The organism is Nocardioides sp. cx-169, from assembly GCF_021083605.1.
Lineage (GTDB): Bacteria > Actinomycetota > Actinomycetes > Propionibacteriales > Nocardioidaceae > Nocardioides.
Window position 1 is genome coordinate 14,491 of record NZ_JAJNRO010000017.1, and the last position, 13,237, is coordinate 27,727.

At 73.3% G+C, this 13,237-nt stretch carries 12 protein-coding genes; 4 read left to right on the plus strand and 8 right to left on the minus strand.

The annotated features are described in order from the left end of the window. Nucleotides 1-1,110: an aromatic acid exporter family protein gene (locus LRP67_RS19430; RefSeq protein WP_231271788.1), complete on the plus strand. Its 1,110-nt coding sequence runs from the start codon at nucleotides 1-3 to the stop codon at nucleotides 1,108-1,110. After that, nucleotides 1,107-2,189, plus strand: coding sequence for a DNA polymerase IV (locus tag LRP67_RS19435; protein WP_231271789.1), 1,083 nt, complete (start codon nucleotides 1,107-1,109; stop codon nucleotides 2,187-2,189). Before LRP67_RS19430 ends, LRP67_RS19435 begins: the two co-directional genes overlap by 4 nt. Here LRP67_RS19435 and LRP67_RS19440 read toward each other — a convergent pair. Then, nucleotides 2,186-3,679 (minus strand): gamma-glutamyltransferase, encoded by a 1,494-nt coding sequence (locus LRP67_RS19440; RefSeq protein ID WP_231271790.1) that lies wholly within the window; start codon nucleotides 3,677-3,679, stop codon nucleotides 2,186-2,188. The two genes, LRP67_RS19435 and LRP67_RS19440, sit on opposite strands and share 4 nt — an antisense overlap. A gap of 1 nt (nucleotide 3,680) precedes the next feature. After that, on the minus strand, nucleotides 3,681-4,808 hold the full coding sequence (locus LRP67_RS19445) for a glutamate--cysteine ligase (RefSeq protein ID WP_231271791.1): 1,128 nt from the start codon (nucleotides 4,806-4,808) through the stop codon (nucleotides 3,681-3,683). A gap of 41 nt (nucleotides 4,809-4,849) precedes the next feature. Between LRP67_RS19445 and LRP67_RS19450 the strand changes: the two genes are divergently transcribed. Then, nucleotides 4,850-6,193, plus strand: a complete 1,344-nt coding sequence (locus tag LRP67_RS19450; protein ID WP_231271792.1) for a threonine/serine exporter ThrE family protein — start codon at nucleotides 4,850-4,852, stop codon at nucleotides 6,191-6,193. Here LRP67_RS19450 and LRP67_RS19455 read toward each other — a convergent pair. From LRP67_RS19455 to LRP67_RS19465, 3 genes are read right to left on the minus strand one after another with little or no spacing between them, the layout of a single operon-like run. Then, a complete protein-coding gene (locus LRP67_RS19455) occupies nucleotides 6,190-6,738 on the minus strand; it encodes a DUF402 domain-containing protein (RefSeq protein WP_231271793.1) in 549 nt (182 codons plus the stop codon). The genes LRP67_RS19450 and LRP67_RS19455 overlap by 4 nt on opposite strands. Then, nucleotides 6,735-7,553 carry an SDR family oxidoreductase gene (locus LRP67_RS19460; RefSeq protein ID WP_231271794.1) on the minus strand — a complete coding sequence of 273 codons (819 nt, stop codon included), beginning with the start codon at nucleotides 7,551-7,553 and terminating at the stop codon, nucleotides 6,735-6,737. Before LRP67_RS19460 ends, LRP67_RS19455 begins: the two co-directional genes overlap by 4 nt. Further along, nucleotides 7,550-9,016 carry an NAD(P)/FAD-dependent oxidoreductase gene (locus LRP67_RS19465; protein ID WP_231271795.1) on the minus strand — a complete coding sequence of 489 codons (1,467 nt, stop codon included), beginning with the start codon at nucleotides 9,014-9,016 and terminating at the stop codon, nucleotides 7,550-7,552. Before LRP67_RS19465 ends, LRP67_RS19460 begins: the two co-directional genes overlap by 4 nt. Before the next feature lie 48 nt (nucleotides 9,017-9,064). Here LRP67_RS19465 and LRP67_RS19470 point away from each other — a divergent pair, with 48 nt between their 5' ends. Further along, nucleotides 9,065-9,664 (plus strand): TetR/AcrR family transcriptional regulator, encoded by a 600-nt coding sequence (locus LRP67_RS19470; RefSeq protein ID WP_231271796.1) that lies wholly within the window; start codon nucleotides 9,065-9,067, stop codon nucleotides 9,662-9,664. Nucleotides 9,665-9,694: 30 nt separating this feature from the next. On the opposite strand, the gene rocD is transcribed toward LRP67_RS19470, so the two are convergent. The 3 genes from rocD to LRP67_RS19485 form a co-directional block, all read right to left on the minus strand. Next, nucleotides 9,695-10,921 carry an ornithine--oxo-acid transaminase gene (gene rocD, locus LRP67_RS19475; RefSeq protein ID WP_231271797.1) on the minus strand — a complete coding sequence of 409 codons (1,227 nt, stop codon included), beginning with the start codon at nucleotides 10,919-10,921 and terminating at the stop codon, nucleotides 9,695-9,697. Between the two features lie 61 nt (nucleotides 10,922-10,982). Beyond that, complete coding sequence (locus LRP67_RS19480) at nucleotides 10,983-12,368, minus strand: cell wall metabolism sensor histidine kinase WalK (RefSeq protein WP_231271798.1); 1,386 nt, start codon at nucleotides 12,366-12,368, stop codon at nucleotides 10,983-10,985. Continuing rightward, nucleotides 12,365-13,084 (minus strand): response regulator transcription factor, encoded by a 720-nt coding sequence (locus LRP67_RS19485; RefSeq protein WP_231271799.1) that lies wholly within the window; start codon nucleotides 13,082-13,084, stop codon nucleotides 12,365-12,367. The genes LRP67_RS19480 and LRP67_RS19485 overlap by 4 nt, the downstream gene beginning before the upstream one ends. Between the last annotated feature and the right edge of the window lie 153 nt (nucleotides 13,085-13,237).

The following is a 13,237-nucleotide window of genomic DNA, read 5'->3' on the forward strand; positions in this document are numbered from 1 at the left end:
ATGGAGGCCGGACGGCTGGACCGGATGCGGGCGCGGGGGCGCGCGTCGCTCGGGGCCCGCCTCCTGCGGCTGAGGGCCAAGCGGTGGCAGATCGCCCAGTGCGCGCTCGCGGCCGGGGTCGCGTGGTTCCTGGCCGCCGACGTGCTGGGCCGCGACACGCCGTTCTTCGCCCCGATCGCCGCGGTGGTCAGCCTGGGCACCTCCTACGGCCAGCGGCTGCGGCGGGTGGTCGAGGTGACCCTCGGGGTGGCGATCGGCGTCTTCATCGCCGACCTGCTGGTCATCCAGATCGGCTCGGGCGCCTGGCAGCTCGTGCTGATCGTGGGCCTGGCCATGACGACGGCGTTCCTCCTCGACGGGGGACAGCTGTTCGTCACCCAGGCGGCGGTGCAGTCGATCGTGGTCAGCACCCTGCTGCCGGATCCGAGCGCGGCGCTGACCCGCTGGACGGACGCGCTGGTCGGCGGCGCGGTCGCCCTGGTGGCGGCCACGGTCGTCCCCGCCGCGCCGCTGCGGCGGCCCCGCGAGCAGGCGGCGCTGGTCATGGACAAGATCGCCGAGCTGCTGCGCACGGCCAGCGACGTGATGGTCACGGGCGAGGCCGAGCGCGGCCTGGCGCTGCTCGCCGACGCCCGTGCCACCGACCACCTGATCCGCGAGCTCCAGTCGGCCGCCGACGAGGGGATGTCCGTCGTGGCCTCCTCGCCGTTCCGCGTGCGCCACCGGGACAACCTCAGGCGGGTGAGCGACCTGGTCGACCCCCTCGACCGGACGCTGCGCTCCACCCGGGTGCTGGTGCGGCAGACGGCGGTCACCGCCTACCGGCGCGGGGCGGTCCCCGGCTCCTACGCGCGGTTGGCGCTCGAGCTGGCCGACGCCGCCGACGCGGTGGCCGCCGAGCTGGCCGCCGACCGGATGGCCCTCGCGGCCCGGCCGCAGGTGCTCGCGGTCGGTGAGCGCACCGGCCAGGTCGAGCGCTCCGAGGTGCTGGCCGCCGAGGTGATCCTCGCCCAGCTCCGATCGATCGTCGTCGACCTGCTGCTCCTGACGGGCATGGACGAGACCGAGTCCACCGACGCCCTGCCCCCGCCTCCCACGATGACGTCATGACCACGTCGGGCGATCCGCCGCGGGCTCGCTGGGTGCTGCACGTCGACCTGGACCAGTTCATCGCCGCCGTCGAGGTGCTGCGACGCCCCGAGCTCGCGGGCCTGCCGCTGATCGTCGGCGGGCGCGGCGACCCGAGCGAGCGGGCGGTGGTCTCGACGGCGTCCTACGAGGCACGCGAGTACGGCGTGGGGTCCGGCATGCCGCTGCGGCTGGCGGCGCGCAAGTGCCCCGACGCGGTGATCCTCCCGGTCGACGCGCCGGCCTACGAGGCGGCCTCGGCGCAGGTGATGGCGACCCTGCGCGCGCAGCAGTGGGACGGCGCCCCGGTCGACGTCGAGGTGCTCGGCTGGGACGAGGCGTTCCTGGCCGCGCGCGAGCCACGCGAGGACCCGGTCGCCTTCGCCGAGCAGCTCCGCGCGGCGGTGCTCGCGGCGACGCGCCTGCACTGCTCGGTCGGCATCGGCAACAACAAGCTGCAGGCCAAGATCGCCACCGACTTCGGCAAGCCGCGCGGGGTCTACCGGATCACCGACGAGACCTGGTTCGAGGAGATGGGCGACCGGCCGACCCGGGCGCTGTGGGGGATCGGGGCCAAGACCGCCAAGCGGCTGGCGACGCTGGGGATCGACACGGTGCGCCAGCTGGCCGAGTCCGACGCTCGCGTCCTGGCCGCCGAGATCGGGCCGACGATGGGCCCGTGGTTCCACCGGCTCGGCCGCGGTGTCGACACCAGCCCCGTGGACCCCGCGCCCTACGTGCCGCGCGCCCACGGCCGGGAGGAGACCTTCCAGTCCGACCTCGAGGTGTGGGCCGAGGTCGAGGAGGCCGCCCGCCGGCTGGCCCGCCGGGCGGTGGTGGACATCGACGCCGAGGGCCGTCCCGCCGCGCGGGTCGGGATCAAAGTGCGGTTCAAGCCGTTCCTCACCGTCACCCGCAGCCTCACCCTGCCGGCACCGACCAACGACCCGGAGATCCTGGCCGAGGCCGCCGTCGAGCTGCTCGGCCGGGTCGACCGGGACCGTCCGGTGCGGCTGCTGGGAGTCCGCCTGGAGATGACCGAGCCCGAGGGCGGCTACTAGGAGGCGGGGCCGGCGACGAGCCGGGTGGCGCCCTCGCGACGGGGGTCCGCGGCCGCGTCGAGCCGCCCGTCCGGGCCGACCAGGGCGGCGCCGACGCCCCCGAAGTACATCGTGGGCTCGGCCTCCCGCTTGAGCACCTCGCCGGGCCGGCCGGCGCGGTGCAGGTGCACCCGCGGGTGGTCGACGGCGTCGCGCAGCGACAGGCCGCCGTTGACGAAGAGCGCCAGCACCTGGGCGAGCGCGGTGGTGATCCGATCCGCGCCGGGCGAGCCGATCGCCAGGGCGGAGCCGTCGTCGTGCCGGCCCACGGTGGGGGCCATGTTGGACAGCAGTCGGGTGCCGGGGGCCGAGCCGTGCAGGCCGCGGGGGTTGAGCTCCTGCTCGCCCAGGCAGTTGTTGAGCCAGATGCCGGTGCCTTCGGCGATGAAGCCGGCGCCGTAGCCCGACGAGACGGTCACCGAGCAGGCCAGGCCGTCGCTGTCGGCGGCGGAGACGTGCGCCGTCGAGCCGGACTCCAGCACCGCGAGGTGGTCACGGTCGACCTGGTCGAGGAGCGACGCGGCGGCCGCCGTGACGTCGTCGGCGTGGTCCAGGATGTCGAGGCGGTGGCCGAGCACCGCGCGCTGGACGCGCACCAGGTGGTCCACGTCGTCGGGTGTCCACGGGCCGTGCGGGCGGTCCTCCAGCAGGCGCAGCATGGCGGCGACGCAGACCCCGCCGACCGAGGGCGGCGGCGTCGTGGCCAGGGTCCAGGCCCCCATGCGCGTGGTCAGGGAGGGCCGCACAACCGGCGCGTACGCCGCCAGGTCGTCGGCGTCCAGGATGCCGCCGCGAGCGGTCACATCGGCGGCGATGCGGCGGCCGAGGTCGCCGGTGTGGAGCGCGGCCGGCCCCTCGTCGGCGAGCTGGCGCAGCGTCGCGACGAGGTCGGGCAGCACGACCGGCCCGCGGGTGAGCCGTCCGTCGCGATCGTGCAGCGCGACCCGGCTGGCCTCGTCCCAGCCGTAGATGTCGAGGTGGACGTGGTCGAGGTAGTACCGCGACGCCCGGCTCAGCCGGAAGCCGCCGCGGGCCACCTCGATCGCCGGAGCGACCAGGTCGCGCCAGGGCAGCCTGCCGTCACGGGCGTGCACCTCGCCGAACGCCGCGACCGAGCCGTGCACCGCGACCGAGCCCGGCCCGATCGTGGTCTCGACCCCGTCGCCGTACTCGGTGACGACGTCCCAGGTGCCGCCGCCCAGGGGGCTTCCGCCGCGACCGGGCATGTCCATCCAGCCGTCGACGGTGAAGGGCTCGGCCTCGGGCGGCTGCACGGTGACGAAGCCGCCGGAGCTGAGCGAGACGATGCCGACCTCGTTGACCATCGTCACCAGCGCGGCGGCCAGCGCCGCGTCCACCGCGTTGCCACCGGCCAGGACCACGCGCTCGCCGGCGGCGGCCGCCGCCTCGTTGGGGGCCGCCAGCGCCACCCGGATCCCGTCGCCCGCCACGTCAGAGCCCGTCGCGCAGCTCGCGCACGACGGAGTCGACCACCGCGACCAGGTCGCCGCCGGTGCGTTCGGCGACGGCCCGCTGCCGTTGGTAGGACGCCCCGCGGCCCACGATGTCGAGGACCGAGCGCAGCTCGGCCTCGCACCCCAGCCGGTCCGCGACCGGGGCCAGCCGCTCCACGAGGTCGACCAGGTCGTCGGTCACGAGCCGCTCCTGGGAGTCGGCGTCCAGGATGATGATCGCGTCCAGGCCGTAGCGGGCCGAGCGCCACTTGTTCTCCTGCACGTGCCACGGCGGCATGGTCGCCAGCGTCTCGCCCGCCGCCAGCCGGGAGTCGAGGTCGACCACCAGGCAGTGCACGAGGGCCGTCAGCGCGGCCAGCTCGTCGAAGGTGGAGACGCCGTCGCAGACCCGGGTCTCGATCGTGCCCAGGTGCGGGGCCGGCCGAACGTCCCACCGCACCTCGGAGAGCACCTCGATCACCCCGGTGGTGAGCTGGTCGTCCACGAACCGCTCGTACTCGGCCCAGGTGTCGAACTGGAACGGCAGCCCCGCGGTGGGCAGCTGCTGGAACATCAGGGCCCGGTTGGAGGCGTAGCCGGTGTCGACCCCGGCCCAGATCGGCGAGGACGCCGAGAGGGCCTGGAGGTGCGGGTAGTAGTTCAGCAGCGCCGACAGCACCGGCAGTACCCGGTCGCGCTCCGGCATCCCGACGTGGACGTGGACGCCCCAGATGAGCATCTGGCGTCCCCACCACTGGGTGCGGTTGATCAGCTCGGCGTAGCGGTGGCCCGGCGTCAGCTCCTGCGCGGTCCACGACGCGAAGGGGTGCGTGCCGGCGCCGTACAGGTCGAGCCCGAGCTCGTCGGCGGCGGGAACCACGGCGGCGAGCGTCTCGCGCAGCTCGGCCATGGCCTCGGGCACCGTGTGGCAGACGCCGGTCACGAGCTCGACGGTGTTGCGCAGCAGCTCCTGGTGCAGGCGGCTCGGATCCGGCATCCGGTGCCGGGCGCGGGCGAAGAGGTGAGAGGCGTCGTTGCGCAGGTCGCGGGTCCGCCGATCGACCAGTGCGAGCTCCCACTCGACCCCGAGCGTGGGCTCGGCGGAGGCGTGGAAGTCGATGCGCACCCGCCAAGCGAAGCACACCTGGTGCCTGCCAGCATGGCGGGATGGCTGAGGGACGCGCGTTGAACCTGACGATGGACTTCTGTCTCCGCGTGGGCGAGCTGCTCCTCTCGTCCGGCGCCGGTGCCGCCGACGTCACCTCGACCATGCAGACGCTGGCGTGGCACTTCGGGCTGCGGCACCCCGAGATCGACGTCACGTTCACGTCCCTGTCGATGAGCTACCAGGTCTCCCCCGAGGAGTCTCCGCTCATGCAGGTGCGCCACGTCAAGCAGCGCGACATCGACTACGAGGACCTCACGCTCGTCGACCACCTGGTCCGCGACGTGATCGCCGACCAGGTGGACCTGGCCGAGGCGCGCGCGACGCTGGCCCGGATCGTCTCGTCGGGGCACAGCACCCCCCGGTGGGCGGTCAGCCTGGGCTGGGGGGCCATGTGCTCGGGGGTCGGCATCCTGCTGCGCGGCGACGTCACGGTGGTGGCCATCGCCTTCGTGGCGGCGGTCTGCATCGACCGGCTGCAGCTGTGGATGGCCCGCCGCCGGCTGCCGTTCTTCTACCAGCAGGTCGCGGGCGGAGCCGTCGCCACGCTGCTCGCGGCGGCCGCCGCCGGGGTGGGTCTGGTGGAGAACCCGTCCTTGGTCATCACCGCCAACATCATCATGCTGCTCGCGGGCATCGGGTTCATGGGCGCGCTCCAGGACGCACTCTCGGGCTTCTACATCACCGCCGGCGCGCGGCTCACCGAGGCGCTGCTGGCCACGGCCGGCATCATCGCCGGCGTCAGCGGGGGCCTCACCGTGGCCGACGTGGCCGGCGTGGAGCTGCGCCGCGTCGGGATGGCCGCCTCCAGCTGGGAGACGCTCACCCCGGTCGCGCTCGGCGCGGCCCTGTGTGCGGGCGCGTTCGCGTTCTCGTCGTACGCGCCTCGTCGGATCATCCTGCCGATCGCGCTCATCGCCGGGCTCGCCATCTCGATCTCGCAGTCGATCTCGATCCAGGGGTTCGGCCGCGCCTGGCCGACCGCCCTCGCGGCGTTCTTCGTCGGGGTGGTCAGCTACACCGTCTCCGGCCGCCTGCGCGTCCCGCCGCTGGTGGTGGTCGTCTCCGCGGTCGTGCCGATGCTGCCCGGACTGTCGATCTACCGCGGCCTGGCGCTGATGGCCGAGGGCGGGACCACCACCTCGCAGGGGCTCCTGGCGATGATCTCGGCAGCCTCCATCGCCACCGCGCTCTCGGCCGGCGTGATCCTGGGCGAGTACGTGGCGCAGCCCCTGAGGCGCGAGGCGAGCCGGCTGGAGAGCCGGCTGGCCGGACCCCGGCTGGTCGGGCCGCTGCGCTACCCCGGCAGGCGCCGTCGCGGTCGGAGCCGGACGGTCGCGTCCTAGCCGGAGAGCCGTTCGACGTGGCTCAGCCACGCGAGCGCGCTCCCGTCGAAGGGCGCCCGTCTCCCTTCGACCGCCGCGAGGATCCGCTCGGCGGTGGACAGGGCGAGCGCGACGACCTCGTCGGGGTAGCCGAGCTCGACGCGGTGCTGGGCGAACTCGTCCTCGTCGTCCACCCAGACCCGCCCGTCGTTGCCGCGGATCACGTCGAGGTCGAGGTCGACGGCCCGCAGGGTGTGGCCGTCCCAACGCGGTGGCGTGGTCATGTCGACGTAGGTGTGGAGGGGACCTTGCGCGGCGTGGAACGTGGCGAGCCAACCCCGGGTGGTCTCAGTGCCCTCGGCCGGCACCAGGAGCGCCTGGTCGACCGGGGCGACGTAGTCTGCGCCCGGGCGCGACATCGTCGCCCCGGCCGGCAGTCCGAGCCAGTCGCCGGCCTCGTCGGTGCCGAGCAGCACCGCGTCGAACTCCCAGTGGGGGCGGTCGCCCCACTTGGTCATCACGACCCGCACGGGGTCGCCGGACCGCGGTGGCGCGGGCGCGCTCACAGCACCCTGCGCGAGGCCCGGGCGGCGACCTCCTGGTAGCGCGACCCGACCAGCTTGGCCGCGTGGTGCACCGCGTGCGCGTCCAGCCCGACCAGCACCCGGGCCTTGTTCTTCAGCACGCCCTTGACGATGACGCGGGCGGCCTTCTCGGGGGTCGTCTTGGCCAGCTTCTCGTCGAAGAACCGAGCGAGCGCCTCGGCGTCCTCGCCCTCGGCGGCGCGGGCGTTGCGGGCGATCGCGGTCTTGATGCCGCCCGGGTGGACGGCGGTGACGCCGACCGGGTGGCCGGCCACGAGCATCTCCTCGCGCAGCGCCTCGGTGAGCCCGCGCACGGCGTACTTGGTCGCGTTGTAGGCGCTCTGCCCCGGCATCGAGACCAGGCCGAAGAGGGAGGAGATGTTGACGACATGGCCGTCGCCGGAGGCGATCACATGCGGCAGCAGCTCCTTGGTGCCGTGGACGACGCCCCAGAAGTTGACGCCGAAGATCCACTCCATGTCGTCGTAGGACAGGTCCGCGAGGTCGCCGGAGAGCGCGACGCCGGCGTTGTTGACGGCCACGTTGACCCGCCCGAAGTGCTCGACGACGGCACCGGCGTACGCCGCGAAGGCCGCGCGGTCGGCGACGTCGAGGCGGTCGCTGCGGACCTCGGCGCCCACCGCCTTGACCAGGTCCACGGTCCGGGCCAGCCCGGCCTCGTCCACGTCGGAGATCGCCAGCAGCGCGCCGCGGCGGGCCGTCTCGACCGCGAGGGCGCGTCCGATCCCGGAGCCGGCGCCGGTGATGACGACGACCTTGTCCGCGAAGCTCCTCATGCGTACGCCTCCTCGTCGAAGGACGCCAACCGGCGCCGGAAGTCTGCCGTGGTGCGGGGCCACAGGACGGTGTTGCGCCCATGGTCGTCGAGGTACCAGCTGTCGCAGCCGCCCGTCGTCCACACGGTATGGCGCATCCGGCGCTGCAAGGAGCGGTTCCAGCGGTCGGTGGCCTCCTGGGTGGGCTCGACCGCGTCGAGGCCGCGGCGGCGGACGGTGCGCAGCGCGTCGCGCAGGTAGGCGACCTGGGACTCGATGATGAAGATCATGCTGGTGTGCCCTTGGCCGGTGTTGGGCCCCACGAGCATGAAGAGGTTGGGGAAGCCCGGCACGGTCGTGCCCTTGTAGGCCGCCATGCCGGCACTGCGCCACGTGTCGGCGAGCGTGCGCCCGGACCGGCCGGTGATGTGCTCGGCGATCGGCAGGTCGGTCGTGTGGAAGCCGGTGGCGACCACGAGCACGTCCACCTCGCGCTCGGTGCCGTCCTCGGTGACGACCGCGTTGCCGGTGACCTTGGAGATGCGTTCCGTGATGACCTCGGTGTTGTCGGCGGCGAGGGCGGGGTAGTAGGTGTTGGAGCGCAGCACCCGTTTGCAGCCGAAGGCGAAGCGCGGCGTGACCTTGTCGCGAAGGACCGGGTCCGAGATGCCCTTCTCGATGTTCCGCAGCGCCAGCGCACGAGCGGGGGCCGCGATCTTGGGCTGGAGGGTGAACGCCGGCACGTAGGCCTCGTGGGACCAGTACAGGCCGGTGCGGTAGAGGCGGCGCAGACCGGGCACGCGCCGCAGCGCGAGCCGCTCGAGTCGGGAGTAGGCCCGGTCGTTGCGGGGGATCACCCAGGGCGCGCTGCGCTGGTAGACGTCGAGGTGGCCGCCCGTGGGCTGCAGGGCCTTCTGGAGCTCGGGGATGATCTGGATCGCGGAGGCGCCGGTGCCGATGACCGCGATGCGCTTGCCGGCCAGGTCGACGTCGTGGTCCCAGCGCGCGGAGTGGAAGACGTGGCCCTGGAAGGTGTCCAGCCCCGGGAGGTCGGGCACCTTGGGCTCCTCGAGGGCGCCGGCCGCGACCACGAGGAACCGCGCGGTCCACACGCCGGCCGGGGTGTGAACGCTCCACCGCTGCGCGGAGGCGTCCCAGACGGCGTCGGTGACCGGGGTGTCGAAGGCGAACCGGTCGAGCGTGCCGGACTCGGCGGCGACCCGTTGGATGTAGGCCTGGATGTCGGGCTGGGGGGAGTAGGAGCTGGGCCAGTCGTGCTCGGCGAAGGAGTAGGAGTAGAGCTGGCTCGGCACGTCACAGGCGGCACCGGGGTAGGTGTTGTCGCGCCAGGTGCCGCCGACCTCACCGGCCTTCTCGAGGACCACGAAGTCGGTCTCGCCGTCCTCCTGCAGCTTGATTGCGGCGCACAGCCCGGCGAAGCCTGAGCCGATGATCACGTGGTCGACCGCGTGGGGGGAGCTCATGGCGCGACGGTATTGCCGTTATTGAACGAGTGTCAATACACTCGTGACGTGACGTCACCCGCACGCACCCGGCTGGCTCCCGACGAGCGCCGCTCCCAGCTCCTGGACCTGGGGGTCCGGCTGCTCGCGACGCGCTCGCTCGACGAGCTCTCCATCGACGTGCTGGCCGAGGAGGCCGGCATCTCGCGCGGCCTGCTCTACCACTACTTCGGCAACAAGCACGCCTTCCACGAGGCCGTCGTACGCCGCGCGGCCGACGACCTGATCGCCCAGACCGCACCGCCCGTGGAGGGCGAGCCGCTGGAGCGGCTGCGGGTGTCGGTGACGGCGTACGTCGACTACGTCACGGCCAACTACGAGGGCTACCTGTCCCTGGTCAAGGGGGCTGCGGGCGGCAACGACGCGCTGCGCGAGATCTACGAGGAGGCCCGCTCCGCACTCACCGACCGGATCTTCCGCGAGGACGCCCGGGGCCAGATCGTCGCGGACACGGCCACGACCCGGCTGCTGGTGCGCGGCTGGTCGGCGATGGCCGAGGAGCTCGTGCTGACCTGGCGCGCCGAGCCGGCGGGCGTGAGCCGCGAGGAGCTGCTGGCGATCCTCGCGGCCTCCCTGCCGGCGCTCGTCGAGGTCATCGCGCCCGGGTGAGGTCGTAGCCGATCGGTCCGCGGCCGCGGCCTAGCGCGCGACCACCTCGGCGAGCTGGTCCAGGCCCCAGGAGAGGTCCGGGGCGGTGACGACGAGCGGGGGCGCGAGGCGGATGGTGGAGCCGTGGGTGTCCTTGGCGAGGACGCCGCGGGCCATGAGCGCCTCGCAGACCTCGCGTCCGGTGCCCACGGCGGGGTCGATGTCGACGCCGGCCCACAGGCCTCGGACCCGGACGGCGAGGACGCCGTGGCCGATCATCGACTCGAGGCGCTCGCGCAGCAGCAGCGACAGCTCGTCGGCGCGCCGCTGGAACTCGCCGGTGGCGAGCATGTCGACGACCGCGTGGCCGACCGCGCAGGCCAGCGGGTTGCCGCCGAACGTGGAGCCGTGCTGGCCGGGCTTGAGCACGCCGAGCACGTCGCGGTCGGCGACGACCGCCGAGACCGGCACGATGCCGCCGCCCAGGGCCTTGCCGAGGATGTAGATGTCCGGGACGACGTCCTCGTGGTCGCAGGCGAAGGTGCGCCCGGTGCGGCCGAGGCCGGCCTGGATCTCGTCGGCGGCGAAGAGCACGTTCGCGCGCGTGCAGGCCTCGCGGACGCCGCGCAGGTAGCCCTCGGGCGGGATCACGACGCCGCCCTCGCCCTGGATCGGCTCGATCAGCACGGCGACGGTCGTGTCGTCGATGGCGGCCTCGAGTGCGGCGAGGTCGCCGTAGGGCACCGTCACGAAGCCCGGGGCGAAGGGACCGAAGCCGTCGCGGGCGTCGGGGTCGTCGGAGAACCCGACGATGGTGGTGGTGCGGCCGTGGAAGTTGCCCGAGGCGACCAGGATCGTGGCGCGGTCGGCGGGCACGCCCTTCACCTCGTAGCCCCACTTGCGAGCGACCTTGATCGCGGTCTCGACGGCCTCGGCGCCGGTGTTCATCGGCAGCACCAGGTCCTTGCCGCACAGGTCGCCCAGGGCGGCGCAGAAGTCGGCGAACTGGTCGTGCACGAACGCTCGGCTGGTGAGGGTGAGCTTGTCGAGCTGGGCGTGCGCCGCGGCGACGAGCGCGGGGTGGCTGTGGCCGAAGTTGAGCGCGGAATAGCCGGCCAGCAGGTCGAGGAAGCGCCCGCCGTCGACGTCGGTCATCCACGCGCCCTCGGCGTGGGCGACGACCACCGGGAGCGGGTGGTAGTTGTGGGCGGTGCGCTCCTCGGCGCGAGCGAACTCGATGCCGTTGGTGGCGGGCAGGTCGGTCAGCGATGACGTCATCGGAGCGCTTCTCCCTCGGGTGGTGGGCGTCAGATTGTCTGACAATCCGTCGCTGCGAAGACTACCTCAGATCCACCCGGATCCTGGTGTGGCCCGGCGTGCTCTCCAGCCGTACGTCGCCGCCGTGGGCCGTGACGATGGCCCGGACGAGGGCGAGACCGAGACCGACACCTCCCTGCCGGTGGCGGGCGGCGTCACCGCGCGCGAACCGCTCGAACGCATGGTCGGCAAGCTCCGGCGGGAAGCCCGGCCCGTCGTCGGCGACCTCGAAGCCGCGGTCGGTCAGCGAGACCGTGACCTCGGTGCCGGGCGGGGTGTGCTTGCGCGCGTTGGTGAGCAGGTTGGTCACCACCTGGTGCAGCGCCTGCTCGTCCCCGAGCACCTCGACCGACTCCTCGGGCAGGTGCAGCGTCCACCGGTGCTCGGGCGCCAGCACCCGCGCGTCCTCGACGGCCTCCAGGAGCAGCCGGGTCAGGTCCACGGGCTCCCGGGCCAGCGGTCGCCCGGCGTCCAGACGCGCCAGCAGCAGGAGGTCCTCGACCAGCCGGGTCATCCGCGTGGACTCCTCCTCGACCTTCGCCAGCGCGGTCGCCGCGGCCTCGGCGTCCCCCGGTCGGCGCCGGGCGAGCTCGGCGTAGCCCACGATCGTGGCCAGCGGGGTGCGCAGCTCGTGGGAGGCGTCGGCGACGAACTGCCGCACCTGCTGCTCGCTGCGGTGCCGCGCGTCCAGGGAGGACTCCACATGGGAGAGCAGGGTGTTGAGCGCGGCACCGACCTGGCCGACCTCGGTCCGCTCGTCGGTCAGGTGCGCCGGCACGCGCTCGGTCACCCCGACCTCGCCCGAGGCCAGCGGCAGGGTGGCCACCGCGCGCGCCGTCTCGGCCACCTCGGTGAGTGGGCGCAGCTGGCGGCGTACGACGCTCGAGGCCAGCGCGCCGGTGCTCACGACGCCCAGCAGGGTGAGCAGGAGCTCCCAGCGCACCACCGACGCGACCGCGGCGTCCACCGACTCGGTGGGCAGCCCGGAGACCAGGCCACCTTCGACGGTGACCCGGTACCGGCCGTGCTCGGGCACGTCGACGGTGTGCACCTCGCCGTCGTCGGGGACGTCGGCGAGCAGGTCGAGCGCCTCGTCGTCGAGCTGGGCGCTGTCGCCGGGCTGGTCGGCCAGGACGATGCCCACGCCCTCGTCCGGCAGCGCCACGAGGGTGGCGGGCTCCTGGTTGCCGAAGAGGCCCCGCGGCTCGTGGCCGTGCGGCCCGGGCCCGCGGAGTCCGGGGCCGTCCTCGGCGCGGCGTGCCGAGGAGAGCACCTTGTCGTCGAGCTGGCCGTTGAGGTAGTTGCGCATGACCAGTGCGGTCGCGCCACTGATGAGCAGCGCGGCGACCGCCACGAGCGCGACGGTCGTCACGACCAGTCGCGAGGCCAGCGACCGAGGCAGCCTCATGCGGCCGGCTTGAGGACGTACCCGGCGCCGCGCACCGTGTGGATCATGGGCTCGCGGCCGGCGTCGATCTTCTTGCGCAGGTAGGAGATGTAGAGCTCGACGACGTTGGCCTGGCCGCCGAAGTCGTAGTTCCAGACCCGGTCGAGGATCTGCGCCTTGCTGAGCACCCGGCGGGGGTTGCGCATCAGGTAGCGCAGCAGCTCGAACTCGGTCGCCGTCAGGCTGATCTCTTCGCCCGCCCGGCGTACCTCGTGGCTGTCCTCGTCCAGCTCCAGGTCGCCGACCACCAGAACGGGGGACTCCTTGGCCTGCTGGGCGCCGGCGCGCCGCATCAGCGCGCGCAGGCGCGCGACCACCTCCTCCAGGGAGAACGGCTTGGTGACGTAGTCGTCGCCGCCCGCCGTGAGCCCGGCGATCCGGTCCTCCACGGCGTCGCGCGCGGTGAGGAAGAGGACCGGGACGTCGGCGTCGGCGCTGCGCAGCCGGCGCAGCACCTCGAGGCCGTCGAAGTCGGGCAGCATGATGTCGAGCACCACCGCGTCGGGGCGGAACTCCTTGGCCGTGCTCACCGCCTTCGTCCCGGTGTGGGCGGTCTCGACCTGCCAGCCCTCGTAGCGCAGCGCCATCGAGATCAGCTCGGCGAGGTTCACCTCGTCGTCGACGACGAGGACGCGCAGCGGTGAGCCGTCGGCGCGTACCAGGTCGTGTGGAGCCATGGCTCCACTGTGCCTCGCCATCCTGTGACTCTCCTGTGCGCACGATGAGGTGCAGCTAGGAGCCGGCTCACGACGTCCTCATCCGGCGAGCACAGCGTCTGCACAGACTCGCCGCCGACACTCAGGGGTGCACGACACGACAGGACCACAGAA

Excerpts from the sequence above, each read along its gene's own strand:
- LRP67_RS19450 (WP_231271792.1), top strand. The coding sequence starts at position 4,850 with ATGGCTGAGGGACGCGCGTTGAACCTGACGATGGACTTCTGTCTCCGC.
- LRP67_RS19485 (WP_231271799.1), bottom strand. The coding sequence starts at position 13,084 with ATGGCTCCACACGACCTGGTACGCGCCGACGGCTCACCGCTGCGCGTC.
- LRP67_RS19435 (WP_231271789.1), top strand. The coding sequence starts at position 1,107 with ATGACCACGTCGGGCGATCCGCCGCGGGCTCGCTGGGTGCTGCACGTC.
- LRP67_RS19460 (WP_231271794.1), bottom strand. The coding sequence starts at position 7,553 with ATGAGGAGCTTCGCGGACAAGGTCGTCGTCATCACCGGCGCCGGCTCC.
- rocD (WP_231271797.1), bottom strand. The coding sequence starts at position 10,921 with ATGACGTCATCGCTGACCGACCTGCCCGCCACCAACGGCATCGAGTTC.
- LRP67_RS19480 (WP_231271798.1), bottom strand. The coding sequence starts at position 12,368 with ATGAGGCTGCCTCGGTCGCTGGCCTCGCGACTGGTCGTGACGACCGTC.
- LRP67_RS19465 (WP_231271795.1), bottom strand. The coding sequence starts at position 9,016 with ATGAGCTCCCCCCACGCGGTCGACCACGTGATCATCGGCTCAGGCTTC.
- LRP67_RS19430 (WP_231271788.1), top strand. The coding sequence starts at position 1 with ATGGAGGCCGGACGGCTGGACCGGATGCGGGCGCGGGGGCGCGCGTCG.